This window comes from Serratia sp. CY43202 (genome assembly GCF_052168755.1).
GTDB classification, from domain to species: Bacteria; Pseudomonadota; Gammaproteobacteria; order Enterobacterales; family Enterobacteriaceae; genus Serratia; species Serratia bockelmannii.
The window spans coordinates 719,944-735,294 of record NZ_JBJNMB010000002.1 but is presented as its reverse complement, the minus strand read 5'-3'; the positions used below and the strand labels follow the sequence as shown (position 1 = coordinate 735,294).

15 protein-coding genes are annotated in these 15,351 nt (G+C 61.6%); 9 read left to right on the top strand and 6 right to left on the bottom strand.

Annotated features, from left to right (window positions below; genetic code table 11):
• Positions 1 to 2: 2 nt before the first annotated feature.
• Positions 3 to 536, top strand: coding sequence for an SRPBCC family protein (locus ACJ8J5_RS05305; protein WP_016927616.1), 534 nt, complete (start codon positions 3 to 5; stop codon positions 534 to 536).
• On the opposite strand, the gene ACJ8J5_RS05300 is transcribed toward ACJ8J5_RS05305, so the two are convergent.
• On the bottom strand, positions 537 to 1,565 hold the full coding sequence (locus ACJ8J5_RS05300) for a transporter (RefSeq protein WP_414104466.1): 1,029 nt from the start codon (positions 1,563 to 1,565) through the stop codon (positions 537 to 539).
• Between the two features lie 186 nt (positions 1,566 to 1,751).
• Between ACJ8J5_RS05300 and ACJ8J5_RS05295 the strand changes: the two genes are divergently transcribed.
• The 5 genes from ACJ8J5_RS05295 to ACJ8J5_RS05275 all read left to right on the top strand — a co-directional run bounded on the left by ACJ8J5_RS05295 (position 1,752) and on the right by ACJ8J5_RS05275 (position 6,904).
• Positions 1,752 to 3,362 (top strand): inorganic phosphate transporter, encoded by a 1,611-nt coding sequence (locus tag ACJ8J5_RS05295; RefSeq protein ID WP_197834961.1) that lies wholly within the window; start codon positions 1,752 to 1,754, stop codon positions 3,360 to 3,362.
• A gap of 26 nt (positions 3,363 to 3,388) precedes the next feature.
• On the top strand, positions 3,389 to 4,303 hold the full coding sequence (gene ppk2, locus ACJ8J5_RS05290) for a polyphosphate kinase 2 (protein WP_025302942.1): 915 nt from the start codon (positions 3,389 to 3,391) through the stop codon (positions 4,301 to 4,303).
• 120 nt (positions 4,304 to 4,423) lie between these two features.
• A complete protein-coding gene (nudI, locus tag ACJ8J5_RS05285) occupies positions 4,424 to 4,849 on the top strand; it encodes a nucleoside triphosphatase NudI (RefSeq protein ID WP_060433134.1) in 426 nt (141 codons plus the stop codon).
• Positions 4,850 to 4,942: 93 nt separating this feature from the next.
• A complete protein-coding gene (gene pbpG, locus ACJ8J5_RS05280) occupies positions 4,943 to 5,779 on the top strand; it encodes a D-alanyl-D-alanine endopeptidase (RefSeq protein ID WP_414104465.1) in 837 nt (278 codons plus the stop codon).
• Between the two features lie 138 nt (positions 5,780 to 5,917).
• Positions 5,918 to 6,904, top strand: coding sequence for an MsnO8 family LLM class oxidoreductase (locus tag ACJ8J5_RS05275; RefSeq protein ID WP_197769553.1), 987 nt, complete (start codon positions 5,918 to 5,920; stop codon positions 6,902 to 6,904).
• On the opposite strand, the gene ACJ8J5_RS05270 is transcribed toward ACJ8J5_RS05275, so the two are convergent.
• Positions 6,901 to 8,205, bottom strand: a complete 1,305-nt coding sequence (locus tag ACJ8J5_RS05270) for an aminotransferase class I/II-fold pyridoxal phosphate-dependent enzyme (protein WP_049205632.1) — start codon at positions 8,203 to 8,205, stop codon at positions 6,901 to 6,903. The genes ACJ8J5_RS05275 and ACJ8J5_RS05270 overlap by 4 nt on opposite strands.
• Before the next feature lie 66 nt (positions 8,206 to 8,271).
• Here ACJ8J5_RS05270 and ACJ8J5_RS05265 point away from each other — a divergent pair, with 66 nt between their 5' ends.
• The 3 genes from ACJ8J5_RS05265 to pdxY are packed head-to-tail and all read left to right on the top strand — an operon-like array spanning position 8,272 to position 10,085.
• Positions 8,272 to 8,526 carry a hypothetical protein gene (locus ACJ8J5_RS05265; protein WP_025302947.1) on the top strand — a complete coding sequence of 85 codons (255 nt, stop codon included), beginning with the start codon at positions 8,272 to 8,274 and terminating at the stop codon, positions 8,524 to 8,526.
• On the top strand, positions 8,523 to 9,239 hold the full coding sequence (locus ACJ8J5_RS05260; RefSeq protein WP_043143441.1) for a glutamine amidotransferase: 717 nt from the start codon (positions 8,523 to 8,525) through the stop codon (positions 9,237 to 9,239). The genes ACJ8J5_RS05265 and ACJ8J5_RS05260 overlap by 4 nt, the downstream gene beginning before the upstream one ends.
• Before the next feature lie 3 nt (positions 9,240 to 9,242).
• Positions 9,243 to 10,085, top strand: coding sequence for a pyridoxal kinase (gene pdxY, locus ACJ8J5_RS05255; protein WP_025302949.1), 843 nt, complete (start codon positions 9,243 to 9,245; stop codon positions 10,083 to 10,085).
• A gap of 43 nt (positions 10,086 to 10,128) precedes the next feature.
• Here pdxY and ACJ8J5_RS05250 read toward each other — a convergent pair whose 3' ends face one another.
• From ACJ8J5_RS05250 to ACJ8J5_RS05235, 4 genes are all read right to left on the bottom strand, one after another.
• Positions 10,129 to 10,842, bottom strand: a complete 714-nt coding sequence (locus ACJ8J5_RS05250; RefSeq protein WP_197810833.1) for a flagellar brake protein — start codon at positions 10,840 to 10,842, stop codon at positions 10,129 to 10,131.
• A 76-nt stretch (positions 10,843 to 10,918) separates the two neighbouring features.
• Positions 10,919 to 11,701, bottom strand: a complete 783-nt coding sequence (locus tag ACJ8J5_RS05245) for an N-formylglutamate amidohydrolase (RefSeq protein WP_025302951.1) — start codon at positions 11,699 to 11,701, stop codon at positions 10,919 to 10,921.
• A gap of 101 nt (positions 11,702 to 11,802) precedes the next feature.
• Positions 11,803 to 13,524 (bottom strand): ornithine lipid synthase OlsF, encoded by a 1,722-nt coding sequence (olsF, locus tag ACJ8J5_RS05240; protein WP_025302952.1) that lies wholly within the window; start codon positions 13,522 to 13,524, stop codon positions 11,803 to 11,805.
• 155 nt (positions 13,525 to 13,679) lie between these two features.
• Complete coding sequence (locus ACJ8J5_RS05235) at positions 13,680 to 15,350, bottom strand: DUF4091 domain-containing protein (protein ID WP_414104464.1); 1,671 nt, start codon at positions 15,348 to 15,350, stop codon at positions 13,680 to 13,682.
• Position 15,351: the final 1 nt, after the last annotated feature.

Below are 15,351 nucleotides of genomic sequence, written 5' to 3'. Positions count from 1 at the left end.
CCATGAATGATTACGGCATGATTATCGAACCCGGCACGCTGCGCATCCAGCGCTTGCTGCCTGGCCCCATCGAGCGGGTGTGGGCTTACCTGACCGAATCCGACAAGCGCGCTACCTGGCTGGCGGCCGGCGCCATGAAGTTGGAAAACGGCGCGCCGCTGGAGCTGGAGTTTCGCAACTCCGATCTGGCAGGCGAGCACGAGCAACCGCCGGCCAAGTACAAACAGCACGGCGGCTGTGTCAGCAACCGCGGCCACATCACCTGCCTGTTCCCGCCGCGTCTGCTGAGCTTTACCTGGGCCGAACAGGATCAGGGCCGCCCTTCCGAGGTGACTTTCGAACTGACGGAACAGGGAAACGCGGTACTGCTGACGGTGACCCACCGGCGCTTGGCCAACCGCGACGAGATGCTCAGCGTCGCCGGCGGCTGGCACACTCATCTGGATATCCTGCTGGATCGCCTGCACGACCGGGCGCCGCAGCCGTTCTGGAGCACCCATGCCCGGCTGGAAGAAGAGTACCGCGCCCGCCTGTAATTACGTCTCGTCCCTGCGCCTGAACGCCAGATAACCGGCGATCAGCGTAAAACTGCCGACCAGCAACACCAGCAGGATAAAACCGTGGTGATTGCTGGCCAGCGGGATCCCCCCCACGTTCATGCCAAAGAAACCGGCGACGATATTGATCGGCAGCGCCAGCACGGTGATCACCGTCAGCGTATAGAGCGTGCGGTTGTTCTGCTCCATCAGCTTGGCGCCCAGCTCCTCCTGCAGCAGCCGGATGCGTTCGGTCAAACTGGCCAGATCGTTCAACACCACGGTGAACTCTTCGGTAAACTGCCGCAGATCCTGCACCACCTCACGGCTCAGCCAGGTCGGCGGGCGGTTCAACAGGCGAAACAGCGCGGCCGGTTCCGGCGCCAGCAGACGTTGAAAGCGCAATAACATGCGGCGCATGCGCCCCAGCTCGGCGCGATTGCGTTTGACGCGTCGAGTCAGCAGACGATCCTCGATGGTATCGACATACTGGTTGGCCTGCCGCACCACCTGTTCCAGTACGTCTTCCTGCTCTTCCAGCAGGTGCGCCAGCAGCTCGGTAGACGACGCCAGCTGCAGCGCCGTCAGGCGGCCGAGCAGCCGTTCAATCAGTCGCACCGGTTTGTGACGCACGGTGACCACCAGCCCACGGCAGCAATAGAGCCACAGCGTCGCCGTTTCCGGGTTACTGTCCTCGGGGTGGAAAATCACGTCGTTGAGTACGGCGAACAGATCGTCGCCCTGGCGCTCGATGCGCGTGGTGTGGGAGCCGTGGCGGATCTCGTGAAAGAAAAAATCGGAAATGGCGAAATGGTTTTTCAACCACTTCTCCGCCGCCGCGTGGTTGAGATTGAGGTGCAGCCAGACAAAACCGTCGCCGGGCGGCAACGCTTGGTAGGCCTGACAAACCTGCTGCGAGTTCAGGCGCGCCGGCACCTCACCGGAGCGGAACACATGGCCGTAGATCAGCCCGGTCACCTCATCATCAAAATCCAGCTTGTGCATCTTTTCCGCTAACCGTTGCACCATAACGCCATATCCTGCCTGTTGCCGTTAACCCAAGACCTTCCCCGCTGTTATAACAATCTTTATTTATCGGCGTTAATGATTTTCGCCGTTCCCGATGATTAATATTTTCGTCATAAAAAGGCCACATTCATTCAGAATACTTTTCAGGCGACAGCTACCGCATTCAATCCTTTCAGGAAGGTCATTATGAGCGATAACAGCGCCGTTCAAACGGGTGTGCCGGCCGCATCCAGCCTGCCCAAACTGCATCAAAAGAACAGTCGACTCACTGTTCTTTTTTTTGTTTTCTTATTAATTCTGGGGATCGCGTTTGCCGGGGTGAACTTATTTAACGACGTCAGCGATGCCGGCGCCGTCTATACCAGTTACATTCCGTTTTTATTATTGGGGCTGGCGCTGCTGATCGCGCTGGGCTTTGAATTCGTCAACGGCTTCCACGATACCGCCAATGCGGTCGCGACGGTGATTTACACCCACTCGCTGTCGCCGATGGTCGCCGTGGTGTGGTCCGGTTTCTTCAACTTTCTCGGCGTGTTGCTCTCCAGCGGCGTGGTGGCCTTCGGCATCATTTCACTGCTGCCGGTCGAGCTGATCCTGCAAGCCGGCACCGGCAACGGTTTCGCCATGGTGTACGCCCTGCTGTTCTCCGCCATCATCTGGAACCTCGGCACCTGGTGGCTCGGGCTGCCCGCCTCGTCGTCGCATACGCTCATCGGCTCGATTATCGGCGTCGGCGTGGCCAATGCCCTGATCCACGGCCGCACCGGCACCAGCGGCGTGGACTGGGGCCAGGCGATCAAGGTGGGCTATGCGCTGCTGCTGTCGCCGGTGATCGGCTTCGTGTTCGCCGGCCTGCTGCTGCTGGCGCTAAAGCTGTTCGTCAAGAACCGCCAGTTGTACAGCGCGCCTAAAGGCAATACCCCGCCGCCGCTGTGGATCCGCGGGCTGCTGATCCTCACCTGCACCGGCGTTTCCTTTGCCCACGGCTCCAACGACGGGCAGAAAGGCATGGGCCTTATCATGCTGATCCTGGTGGGCACCATGCCGATCGCCTACGCCCTGAACCGTTCGATGCCGCCGGAGCAGATCCCCCAGGTGGCGGCGCTGGCGGAGGTGACCAAAAACGAGCTGCTGCGCCAGTTCCCGGCCGGCGGCCAAACCCCGCCGCGTGAGGTGTTGACCGGCTATGTGCGCACCAGCGAACTGACGCCGGAAGTCGTACCGGCGCTGGCGCAGCTGGCCGGCGCGATCGGCGATCAAATCCGTCAGTACGGCTCGGTCGACAAGATCCCGGCGCAGGCGGTGTCGAACACCCGCAACGACATGTACCTGGCGTCCGAGACCATCAAGCACCTCAAAGCAGAGCGTCAGCTGCAGATCAATCCCGATGCGCAGCGCAACCTCGACGCGCTGAAGGGTGAACTCGATAACGCCACCCGTTTCATTCCCTTCTGGGTGAAAGTGGTGGTGGCGATTGCACTGGGGCTCGGCACCATGGTCGGCTGGCGCCGTATCGTGGTGACGGTGGGCGAAAAGATCGGTAAATCGCACCTGACCTACGCCCAGGGCGCCAGCGCCGAACTGGTGGCGATGACCACCATCGGCGCGGCCGACGCCTTCGGTTTGCCGGTTTCGACCACTCACGTACTCTCGTCCGGCATCGCCGGCACCATGGCCGCCAACCGCTCCGGCCTGCAGATGGCCACCCTGCGTAATCTACTGATGGCCTGGGTGCTGACGCTGCCGGCCTCGGTGCTGCTGTCGGCGGTGCTGTACTGGATCTTCAACCATTTCTAACACCGGGCTGATACGGAGAAAATCTGATGACCATGCATGAATTCAACCGCGATGACGGTTTCAACCAGCGCCTGCTACAAGAATTTTACGACAGCTACGATGAAGAGCTGGAAATGGAGCTGGACGACCTGCGCTTCGACGCGGCAGAAGTCGACAGCGACGCGAAAAAAGCCTGGCGCAAACAATACTTCCGCGAACTGCTGCGCCTGCAGGGCGAACTGGTGAAGCTGCAGGATTGGGTGATGCGCACCGGCCACCGGCTGGTGATCATCTTCGAAGGCCGCGACGCCGCCGGCAAGGGTGGCGTGATCAAACGCATCACCCAGCGCCTCAACCCGCGCACTTGCCGCGTGGCGGCGCTGCCGGCGCCAAACGATCGCGAACGCACCCAGTGGTATTTTCAGCGTTACATCGCGCATCTGCCCGCCGCCGGCGAAATGGTGCTGTTCGACCGCAGCTGGTATAACCGCGCCGGCGTGGAACGCGTGATGGGCTTTTGCAACGACGAAGAGTATGAGGAGTTTTTCCGCAGCGTGCCAGAATTCGAAAAAATGCTGACGCGCAGCGGCATCCAAATCGTCAAATATTGGTTTTCGATCACCGATGACGAGCAGGAGCTGCGGTTCCTCAGCCGCATTCACGATCCGCTCAAACAGTGGAAGCTCAGCCCAATGGATCTGGAAAGCCGCCGCCGCTGGGAAGACTACACCGAAGCCAAAGAGATCATGTTAGCGCGCACTAACATTGCCGAGGCACCCTGGTGGGTAGTTCAGGGCGTCGACAAGAAAAAGGCCCGCTTGAACTGCATCACTCACCTGCTGCAGCAGGTGCCTTATGAGGAGGCCGAAGGCAACGTCATCACGCTGCCGCAGCGCAAACGCAGCCCGGAATACCACCGTAGCCCGGTGCCGGACAACATGGTGGTGCCGGAAATCTACTGACCTTAGCGCAGAGAAGCGGTTGCCGCTTCTCTGTACGAGGACAACGCTTTGATTTCTCTCACGCTACTGTGCCAAACCCCATGTTAAAGTGGTTGTTTTCCATTTTGACAGGAGTCTTCCATGCGCCAACGCATCATTGTTTGCCCGCTGATTGAAAACGATAACGCCTTCCTGCTGTGCAAAATGGCGGCGCACAAAGGCGTGTTTCCCGGCCAGTGGGCGCTGTCCGGCGGCGGCGTCGAGCCGGGTGAACAGATAGAGCAAGCGCTGCGGCGCGAAGTACGCGAAGAGCTGGGCGCCGCGCTGATCCTCGACAACATCACGCCCTGGACCTTCCGCGACGACGTGCGCATGAAAACCTACGCCGACGGCCGCCAGGAGCAAATCTACATGATTTACCTGATTTTCGACTGCCATGCCGCCAACCGCGACGTAACGATCAACGACGAGTTCGACGACTACGCCTGGGTGCCGCGCGAGCGCCTGGGGGACTACGATTTGAACGAGGCTACCCGCTTCACGCTGCAGCAAAAGGGATTGTTGTAACAGTTTGAGCGATTATCGCCCTATTTCCTTCACATTTGCCGGGCAGACTCTTTTGATATTTTTTAATCACTTAGGGTCACTATTTCCGCCGTTATGCTTTTATCTCACGCTTTTCTCCGTCTGCCTGTCCGGCGCTTCGGCGCCGCCCTTCTGTTCAGCCTGCTGTTCGTTTTGGCGCCCGTGTATGCCGCTGCGCCACCGCTGGTGCTGAATGCCAAATCGGTGCTGGTCGTCAATCAACGCACCGGAAAGACCCTCTATCAGAAGCAGCCGAACCGCGTACTGCCGATCGCCTCGCTCACCAAGCTGATGACCGCCATGGTCGCCCTGGACAGCAAACGTCCGATGGGCAGCAAGCTCAAAGTCACCGCCGCCGATCGCGATCTGCTGAAGAAAACCCATTCGCGGCTGACCATCGGCTCGGTGCTCAGCCGCCGCGACATGCTGCACATCGCCCTGATGTCTTCGGAGAACCGCGCTGCCGCGGCGCTGAGCCGCAGCTATCCCGGCGGGCGCAAGGCCTTCGTGGCGAAAATGAATCAGAAAGCGCGCGCCATCGGCATGAAACGCGCCCACTTCTACGATCCGACCGGGCTGACGCCGCGCAACGTGGCGAGCGCCAACGATCTGCTGAAGATGGTCAATCACGCCTATCGCTATCAGTCGATCCGCCGCTTCAGCACCGACAAGCAGCAGATCGTACGCCCCGGCCGCGGCCAACTGGTCTACCGCAGCTCCAATGGCTTAATCAATAACCCGGCCTGGGAGATCCAGCTGCAGAAAACCGGCTTTACCGACGAGGCCGGTCACTGCCTGGTGATGCGCACCACCATCAAAGGCCAACCGGTGGTGATGATCCTGCTCGGCGCGCAGCCGCGCTACGGCCACTACCGTGACGCCATTCGCCTGAAGGCCTGGCTCGAGGGGTAACACCGTGGCGCTTTACCGTCCCACGCATATCCAAATCCGTTTTGGATCAATGGAATATCCTATCGCCAATCAGTATTAAGCCTCACGCCGCCCGCATGGTATTTGTCAGGCATATCTGATGATCAAAGGAGCGGGAAAATGGCTTATGCCTTGAGCATATTGGAAAAAAGTCCGATCGCCGACGGGGAAAGCGCCGCGCAGGCGTTGGCGCGCACGCTGCATCTGGCGCAACAGGCGGAACGCTGGGGCTATCGGCGTTTCTGGCTGGCGGAACACCACAACACGCCGCAGCTCGCCTGCCCGTCGCCGGAAATACTGATCGGCTACCTGCTCGGCCAGACGTCGCGCATTCGCATCGGCTCTGGCGGCGTGATGCTGCAACACTACAGCGCCTACAAGGTAGCCGAAAACTTTAACCTGCTGGCGGCGCTGGCGCCGGGGCGCGTCGATCTCGGGGTAGGCAAAGCGCCCGGCGGGCTGCCGCTCGCCACCCAGGCGCTGCAGGCCGTCCATGACCGACAAAACAAACCGGCATTCCCGCAGCAGCTGTCGCAGCTGACCGCCTACCTGAACGACGACGCCGAACCGGGCCTGAGCGCCACACCGCTGCCGCCGCACGCCGCCCAGCGCTTTCTGCTCGGCGCCAGTAAAGAGAGCGCGACGCTGGCGGCCGAATCCGGCTGGGCCTTCGTGTTTGCCGCGCATCTGAACGGCAATCCGCAAGATATCCGCGAGGCGCTGGCGCACTACACCGCACTGAGCGGCGGCCGCAAGGCGCTGCTGGCGGTGGCGGCGATCGTGGCGCAGAGCCCGGAGCAGGCCGCGACGCTGGCGGCGGATATTCAGCAATACCGCGTGCACGTCGCCGGTGAGCAGAGCGTGACCGTCGGTAGCCTGGCGCAGGCAGAGAGTTTCGTGCAGCAGGCCGGCGCCACCGACTACCGCATCGAGCCGCGGGAAAGCCATATCCTGCTTGGTACCGCGCCGCAGGTACATCAGCAACTGGCGCAGCTGCAGCAGCGGTACGACGTGGACGAGTTCATCATCGACACGCCGATCGGCGAACCGAGCGCCCGGCTCACTTCGCTACAGCTGCTGGCGGAGGAGAGCCTGACGCCGGCCTAGTTGATCGCCGCGCTGGCCCGCATGGCGTCGGTCAGATCCTGCGCCAGCGGCGCCAACTGCGCCGGCGTGACGTTAGCCAGGCTGACGCGGAGCGCCGGGCCGCCCTTCAGGCGGAAAGGTTCACCGCCCTGCACCAACCACCCCCGCTGCGCCATCAGCTGCGCGGCGGCAGTTTCTGATCTCACCGGCAACCACAGATGCAGCCCTTCACCCGCCGCCAGCGCCGTGTGATTCAACGTATTGAGCCGCTGTACCAGTTCATCCCTTCTGGCCTGATACGCCTGTTGAGCCCGCTGCAGTTGCCCTTCCTGCAACGCCTGTCCCCACAGTCTGGCGGCGATCTGCTGCAAGATATGGCTGACCCAGCGTTCGCTGATGTACTGATCGGCGCGCATCGCCTGCAGCAACGTCGGGTCGCCGCAGGCCAGCGCGATACGCAGATCCGGGCTGAGAAACTTGCTCAGCGACAGCACGTACAGGCCGCGATCGCCGTCGAACGGCAGATGCAGCGGCTGCTGCGACAGCGGCCCCCAGAAATCGTCGACGATCGCCAGACACTGCGGGTTGTCGTGCAGAAAACGCCGCCACTGCTGCGCGCGTTGCGCAGAGAGCGAGGCGCCGGTCGGATTGTGGGCGCGCGGCGTCAGGATCACCGCAGCGGCCGCCCCGCTTTCCGGCAACCGACAGCCCTGTTCATCTACCGCCAGCGGCAGCGGCCGCAGGCGCAGGTGGCGCAACAGCGTCAATAGCGGCGGCCAGCAGGGATCTTCCACCCACACCGCCGCGCCCGGCTGCACATGGCAGCGCAGCGCCTTTTCCATCGCATCCAGCGCGCCGGAGAACACCGCCGGCTCCCCCAGCGCGACGCCCTGGCGGCCGAGCCACTCGCGACCCAGACCGGTCAATATCGGCAGATCGCCGCTGATGTCATAGCCGTTTTGCTGCGGGAACACCTCCGCCGTGCCAAGCGCCAGCACCGGCAACAATGCGGCATCCAGGTTACCGCTGGCCAGATCGCACATCCCTGCAGGCACCTGACGCGGCACATAGGCCGCACTCACCGCCGCCAGCGGCGGCTCCAGCACCACCGTTCCGGCCCGCCCGCGCGTCGCCACCAGACCGGCGTCGCGCAATCGGGCGTAAGCGCTGGCGACGGTATTCGGATTGACCTCCAGCTCCGCCGCCAGTTGGCGTACCGGCGGCAACAGCTCACCTGGCCGCAGCGCGCCGTCTTTGATGCGTGCGGCAATCTGCTCGGCAATCTGGACAGCGCCGCCGCCTTTTGCATACAATGAATTCATACATAAATCCTTTTGTACTAGTTCAAAATAGATTACCCGTTTCCGCGGCCAAAAGTAAGGGGTTCCATGGATAAACATTACGTGCTCGACATTCAGTATGCAGGAAAAGCCTTTGCCCGCCTGCAGATGTTCACTCCCTGGGCAGCCGATCAGCTGGAACAGGCGTGCGCGCTGTTCCCGGCCGCTCAGGGTTATCAGGTGCAGCTCAGCCAGGTCAGCGAACGTCGCATCGTCTACCAGAGCGGTGCGCAAGGCATCACTGTGCTGGGCGAGTCGCTGGCGCTGACCCCTTTCACTCACGCTAGCGAGGTTGAACAATGAAAAAAGCCGTCGCCATTCGACACGTCAATTTTGAAAACCTGGGTATCCTTGGTTCTCTGCTCTCGCTGCGCGGCTATCAGATCGACTATTACGATGCCGGCCGCGATGATATTCGTGCTATCAATAATGAAGAGACCGATCTGTTGGTAGTGCTCGGCGGGCCGATCAGCGCCGCCCAACACTTTTCCGGTGAGCAGCGCTATGATTTTCTCGACCATGAATTAGCGCTGGTCAAACAGCGCCTGGCGCAGCGGCGACCGACCCTCGGGGTTTGTCTCGGCGCGCAGGTGATCGCCCAGGCACTGGGCGCCGACGTGATCTCGCTCGGCGTCAAAGAGATCGGCTTCGCCCCGCTGAGCACGCTCGCGGCGGAAGACGACTCGGTGCTGGCCCCGCTGGCCGATACGCCGGTGCTGCATTGGCACGGCGATATGTTCATGATCCCGGACGGTGCCCGCTGCCTGGCCGGCACGGCGATTTGCCCACATCAGGCTTTCGACTATCAGGGGTTCGCGCTCGGCCTGCAGTTCCATCTGGAGGCGGATCATCGCGATATCGAACGCTGGCTGATTGGCCATGCCTGCGAGCTGGAACTGGCCGGCGTTGCGCCACAGAGCCTGCGCGAACAGGCGGCGTGCCACGGCGCACAGCTGGAACAACGCGCGCGGCAGGTGTTCGCACGCTGGCTGGATAATAACGAACCAAGGATGTAACTCATGCAACAGTCTTCACCCTTGCGGTCACCGTCCATCGACGTGATCAGCATTCAATCTCAGGTGGTCTACGGCAGCGTCGGCAACGGCATCGCCTACCGCGCACTGCTGAAAAAGGGGCTGGAAGCGCTGCAGGTGCCGAGCGTGCTGTTCGGCTGCCCGCCCTATTACGGCAAGCCGCACGGCGGCGTCATTTCCGGCGAGTGGTTCGGCGGCTTTCTCGACGATCTGATTGCCCGCGGCGTGATGAAGCGCACCCGGGCGGTGATTGTCGGCTACCTGGGCGATGTGATGCAGTGCCATATTCTGGCCAACTGGCTGCAGCGGGTGCGCTCGCTCAATCCTCAGATAAAAATCTATATCGATCCGGTGATGGGCGATTACGGTGAAGGGATCTACGTGGATGAGCGCATCGTCAACTGCTATCGATCGCCGTTCCTGCGGCTGGCCAACGGCCTGACGCCGAACGGCTTCGAACTGGAACAGCTGTGCGGCCGACAACTGAGCAGCCGGGAGCAGACGCAGCACGCCGCGCAGGCGCTGTTGAACGACACCACCGAATGGGTGCTGGTCACCAGCGCGCCGGGCGTCGCACAGCACGAAGACGAGGTGGGATTGATGCTGGTCACCCGGCAGGAAACACAGTGCTTTACCCATCCGAAGGTTAAATCGGCGGTCAAAGGCACCGGCGATCTGTTCGCCGCATTGCTGGTCAGCCATCTGCTGCACGGCGCTGCGCTCGACGCGGCCGTGGTCGCCGCCGGGGGGGAAGTGTGCGACGTGCTGGCCGAAGCGGCACATTTCGGTTGGGAAGAAATCGGCAGCCTGCGGGCGTTAAAGCCGTAAGGCCGGTGGAGAGTCAGGGGCAGCGTGCCGCCCCTGATCACTATCAGCGTTTTTTCTTTTTGTTGAAATCCAGCTCGAAGGCGAACACGGCGCTCTGAATTTTGCGCTCCATCGCCAACCCCAGCTTGAGGAAACGGCATGACAGGCGCGAGAAGTGCACCACCTGATCGTTATCGTCGGTTTCCTGATCGTCGTTGACCACCACCAGCTCCATGTTGACCTTGAAGCTGCCGTAGCTGCCCAGATCCAACTCCGCTTTCTTGAACTGCAGGCCCGGCTGGAAGAAATCCGGTAGCGGCCCGTCGTAGCGCAAACCGACGCCGCCGGCAGACAGATCGTGGATCCGCAGCTCATAAGGCGTGCCGTCCGGGTATTCGCCGGTACAGAAGAATTGGCGCCAGTGTGGCGTGGTGATGCGGAACTGACGGCGGCGCTGGATGTAGACCAACTCCTGCGGCAGCCGGGTCGAGCAGGCCTGGACGCCTTGATGTTCGGTCAGTTCCGCCTGGCCGACGGAAAACTCGATTTTGGCGTCGTTGCTTTCAATCACGATGGTGCAGGCGCCGTCGATGGCATTTTCCGCTTCCTCACCGCTAAACACGATATTGTCCGGCCCGACGCTCAATAACAGACTTTGAAACCGGTGCTGCTGATTTTCTACGCGCAGCGGCGTGCGTTGTTTGCAAATTTCACGCAGAATCGCCAGAACTTCAAAACGCTCCCGTTTGATAAACAGTCCGTTATCGCTGTGCTCCACACGTCTCTCCTGACTTTTTTTCTAATGACGTATTACGTATTCCTTACGGTTATCATCTCTGGGAATATTCCTAAAGTCAAATTTGCCAACGCTGCCAGGCCTGCGGCAGCAGGCGTGCGAAACGTTTCGCCCACGCCTGCTGCCCGCGTTCATCGGCGATCAGATCCTGGCGGATTTCGATGCCGACATAAGGCAAACCGCGACGTTCCGCATGCACCGGCAACGTGTAGTCGGTGGCGTCGGTCATCGCATAGGGTTCGTTGATCCCCACCTGCAAATCCCCCTCTTCGCGCAGCAGTTCGGCCAGCAGCAGCGCAAATTCCGGGTAGCGGTTAAACAGCAGGCCCACCTGCCAGGGGCGCGATTCGCCCTTGAACACCGGCGTGAAGCTGTGCATGGCGATCACCGCCGTCGGCAGTTCGCGCAGTTGGCGTTGCCCCAGATGATCGTCGATGGCGTGGTGATACGGCAAAAATACCTCACGCTCGCGCGCCAGCGCGTGTTCGCCGTCGATGCCGATATTGCCGGGGATGGGCGTCAGTTCGGACAAAGGCGGGATCGAGCTGGCGATGCCGGGCGCCCGGTTGCAGTCGATCACCAGCCGTGAGTAACGCTGATGGATCAGCGTGGCGTCCAGTTGGCGGCTCAGATGGCGCGACACGCTCAGCGCGCCGATATCCCAGCCGATGTGGCGTTCAATCTCCCCCGGCGGCAAACCGAGGTCGCCAAGGGACTGCGGTATCGCCTTGCCGGCGTGATCGCACAGCAGCAAAAAAGGCGCTTTGCCGCGCGGGATTTCAACGGCAGCTGCGGGCGGTTCATCGGCGGACAATAACGGCGGGATAAACGAATGGGGCATGACGGGCTCCGGCGGTGGAAAGCAAAACGTTTATCGTAGCGCTATCCCGTCGCCGGCCCCAAGGTCGTGCTTAGATCAAAAAGGCATGAGTCAGACTGTAGTCATGCCGTCTCGGCTGGCTGTGGCTGGTGCACCGCGATATAACGCTGATAGCGCGACGGCTTGAGCCGCGTGGTATCCACCAGCACCAGTCCGTCGATACAGTTGTTGAACGCCGGATCGGTGCCGAAGTCGATGAACTGCACCCCACCCGGTTCGCACAGCTCGGTGTATTGCTTGTACAGCGTCGGGATCGAGCAGCCGATGTTGCTGAGCAGGCTCTTCAGCCGTACCAGATCTTCCTGGTAGTTGTCTCCGGCAAACTGCGCCAACACCTGCGGCAGCGACGCCGGATAAGGCCGGCGCGACTGCGCGAAGGCGTGATCCGGCGAGAAATAGAGCCGGTAGAAGGCGATCAGCAAATCGCGCGCCGCCAGCGGCATGCCGCCGGAGATCGACACCGGGCCGAACAGATAGCGATATTGCGGGTATTTCGACAGATAGGCGCCGATGCCCAGCCACAAATAGTCCAGCCCGCGCTTGCCCCAATAGGCCGGCTGAATGAAGCTGCGCCCCAGTTCGATGCCCTGCGCCAGGATCGGTTCCATATCGCGGTCGTAATGGAACAGGCTGTTGCTATAGATGCTTTCCAGCCCTTTGCGTTCGATTTGTTCGGCGGTGGGAATAAAACGATAGGCGCCGACGATCTCCAGCTCTTCCTCATCCCACAGCACCAGGTGGTAGTAATCGTCGTCGTAGCTATCCAGATCGCGGCGGCGGCCGGATCCTTCCCCCACCGCGCGGAAGGCGATCTCGCGCAGGCGTCCCAGCTCGCGCAGGATTGGCGTACGCGCTTCGTCACGGCGGCGATAGAGGTAGATGGTTTTACCGTCCGGCGTGACCCCCAACCGTTCGCAGTTCGCCAACGCCTTTTTCAGCTCCAGACGCTCTTCCGGCAGCGCGATCGGCGACTCGCTGGCGAACAGCCCCGGTTTGCCCTGGCCCAGGCGATAGACGTGGCGGCGAAAGCGCTCCGCCAGATCCTTGGCGCTGGTGTGGCCGTCGTGCCAGCTGGCGAACGGCACACGGCCGCCGACGCGGATCTTGATGCGCCCGCCCCGCTGCTGGAACATTTCACGCACCAGCAGCAGCGTCGACAGCGGCCGATAAACCAGCGAGGTAAAGTAGAACAGGTTGCTGTTGCGCGCGCTGATGTGGATCGGCACGATCGGCGCGCGCGCCTTGGCGGCCAGGCGCAGAAAGCCGGTATGCCAGTGGCCATCGCGGATGCCTTTCGGGCTCATGCGCGACACTTCGCCAGCCGGGAACAGGATCAGCGCGCCCTGATTGTCCAGTTGCTGCTGCATCCCTTCAATCTGTTTGCGGCTGGTTTTATAAGCGACGTTATCCACCGGCACGAACAGGTTGCGCAGCGGTTCGATATAGGTCAGCAGCTGGCTGGCCACCACTTTCACATCCGGGCGCACCGCCGCGACGGCGCGCAGCAGCACCAGGCCGTCGAGTGAGCCGATCGGGTGATTGGCGACGAGCACCACCGGCCCCTGGCTCGGGATGTTTTCCAGATCGCCGTCCACCAGCTCGCAGCTGAGGTTGAAGTAGTCCACCACCTGCTCGATCAGATCGAGCCCTTTCAGGTGGGGATAGTCGGCAGCGAACTGTTTGAATTCTTTTTCGAAGAGAAGGGTTCTTAGCAGGCTGCGCTGCCAGGCAGGGGTATTGCGGTGTGGAAATGCATCTTGCAACAGAGAATCCAGGCTGAACATCGCGTTATCTCCTGACGTAGTCGCTGCAAACTTAAGCCAGAGCCGTGACTCTGACGTGTCAGTTACATGACAATAAAATGAATCCATCGACTATCAGGTATAGCAAAGTAATGGCGATTTGGGAGCGAAAGACGCATTTTCGCCCCCACTTGCCCTCACATCGGCGCCAGCAGCGCTTCGATGCGGCGGTTCACCGCTTCGCGCAAGCGCAGCAGCGGCCCGGCCTGGTGCGGATAACGCTTGAAGGTAATGCGCATGCCCAGCTCGCGTTCGATCAGCGCCTCAACCGTCGCTCGGTCGGTCAGACTCTCCAGCAGCTGCAGCGCGCGCATGTCCTGCAGCCCCTGATGCAGCACCCGCAGGCGCAGCGACTCCACCGGCTGCAGATCCTCGCCCGGATAGACCACGAACGGATCGCCGGAGGGAAACGCATGGCCGCTGTCGGTCACGGCGTAAGGGTTGATGCGCTCGCGCGAATGAGCGCTGTTATAGAAGTTGAATCCCCAATGCAGGAAGCCGGCGATGCGGTACAGATAGAGCTGCACGCCCAATATGCGGTTGCGCGCCGAAGGCTGGGCGAAGAACCGGTTGGCGACCTCGGTCTTCTGTACGCAGCAATAATAGGCCCACAGGCCAGGCACCCGGTGTTCGATAAAGGGTTCGATATGATCGGTGGCAGCGACCGGGATTTCCACCAGGCCTCGCTGATAGAAAGCGAAATCCGACAGCGCATCGAAGGTGCGAAAGCCATCCAGCAATGGGCGTAGCGCGGCGCTGGCGCGCTGGTAGGCCGCCAGGTTGTCCAGCGTCGGCTCATCGGAAACATGGAACCACACCTGCCGTTCCAGCCCCCGTTCGCGGAACCAGGCGGTCAACGCCGGCAGCAGCGCCTGCAGAAAACGCTGGTACGCTTCGCCCTGCGCATCGGTGTGCCAGCCGAAAAGCGGTCGCGCCTCGCCCTGCTCCTCCACCACGATCTTCGGCGCATGCGCCGCGCCCCATTGGGTAAACAGCGGCGCGATTTCGAAGTGCTCGATGCCCTCTTCCTGCGCCAACGCCACCCACTGCGCCAGGCGGCTGAAATCGAAGCCATACCCCTGCGCCGAACGCATCACCCTCACCAGCTGCACCGTGGTGCGTTCGCCGCCGACGGCGGTATCCAGCGGTGGCGTAAACAGCGGCGTCAGCAGCATATTGACGCCGGCCTGCACCGCGCAGCGCACAAAGTTGCGCACCGCGCGCCAGTAATCCGGGCTGAACACCGCCAGGCGATAGTAATCCGCCAGGCAGTCGGTATGCAGCCACTCGGTATGCAACAGCGTTTGCGGCGGCAACGCCGCCGGCACCAGATGCAGCGTCAGCGTGGCCTCGGCCAGCGCTTCTCCGGTTTGCGCATCCAGCAGCCGCAGGGTCAACGGAAAGTCACCAGCCAGTTGCGCGTCGGCCGGCGGCGTCAAGGTCAGCCACAGGCTGCCATAATAGCGGCAGGCGGCAAAAAAACGCCGTTGCGGCAGCGGCATCAGCGGATCGGGAAATAAGCCCGGCTCGGTCGTCAGGTAATTCTCATCGATCTCGCGATAACAGGGAAAACCGCTCGGTACCGATTGCACCTGGCGCACGCTGATATACGCCGCCAGCGGTCCGTCAAGTTGATAACTGAGCTCATGGCGAGTCTCGTTGCCCGGGGTTTGCAAACAGTACACCGCCTGCCAGGAAAGCACCTCGTTATTTAACCCGCTCAGCCGATTTTCCACGGCAACGGGCGGCATATTTTGGCGATGAAATACTTTCTCCAGGCAATGCGTAAATACCAGAGACAGGCGCATG

Excerpts from the sequence above, each read along its gene's own strand:
- ACJ8J5_RS05260 (WP_043143441.1), top strand. The coding sequence starts at position 8,523 with ATGAAAAAAGCCGTCGCCATTCGACACGTCAATTTTGAAAACCTGGGT.
- ACJ8J5_RS05275 (WP_197769553.1), top strand. The coding sequence starts at position 5,918 with ATGGCTTATGCCTTGAGCATATTGGAAAAAAGTCCGATCGCCGACGGG.
- pdxY (WP_025302949.1), top strand. The coding sequence starts at position 9,243 with ATGCAACAGTCTTCACCCTTGCGGTCACCGTCCATCGACGTGATCAGC.
- ACJ8J5_RS05300 (WP_414104466.1), bottom strand. The coding sequence starts at position 1,565 with ATGGTGCAACGGTTAGCGGAAAAGATGCACAAGCTGGATTTTGATGAT.
- olsF (WP_025302952.1), bottom strand. The coding sequence starts at position 13,524 with ATGTTCAGCCTGGATTCTCTGTTGCAAGATGCATTTCCACACCGCAAT.
- ACJ8J5_RS05270 (WP_049205632.1), bottom strand. The coding sequence starts at position 8,205 with ATGAATTCATTGTATGCAAAAGGCGGCGGCGCTGTCCAGATTGCCGAG.
- ACJ8J5_RS05235 (WP_414104464.1), bottom strand. The coding sequence starts at position 15,350 with ATGCGCCTGTCTCTGGTATTTACGCATTGCCTGGAGAAAGTATTTCAT.
- ACJ8J5_RS05295 (WP_197834961.1), top strand. The coding sequence starts at position 1,752 with ATGAGCGATAACAGCGCCGTTCAAACGGGTGTGCCGGCCGCATCCAGC.
- ACJ8J5_RS05305 (WP_016927616.1), top strand. The coding sequence starts at position 3 with ATGAATGATTACGGCATGATTATCGAACCCGGCACGCTGCGCATCCAG.
- pbpG (WP_414104465.1), top strand. The coding sequence starts at position 4,943 with ATGCTTTTATCTCACGCTTTTCTCCGTCTGCCTGTCCGGCGCTTCGGC.
- ACJ8J5_RS05265 (WP_025302947.1), top strand. The coding sequence starts at position 8,272 with ATGGATAAACATTACGTGCTCGACATTCAGTATGCAGGAAAAGCCTTT.
- ppk2 (WP_025302942.1), top strand. The coding sequence starts at position 3,389 with ATGACCATGCATGAATTCAACCGCGATGACGGTTTCAACCAGCGCCTG.
- nudI (WP_060433134.1), top strand. The coding sequence starts at position 4,424 with ATGCGCCAACGCATCATTGTTTGCCCGCTGATTGAAAACGATAACGCC.
- ACJ8J5_RS05245 (WP_025302951.1), bottom strand. The coding sequence starts at position 11,701 with ATGCCCCATTCGTTTATCCCGCCGTTATTGTCCGCCGATGAACCGCCC.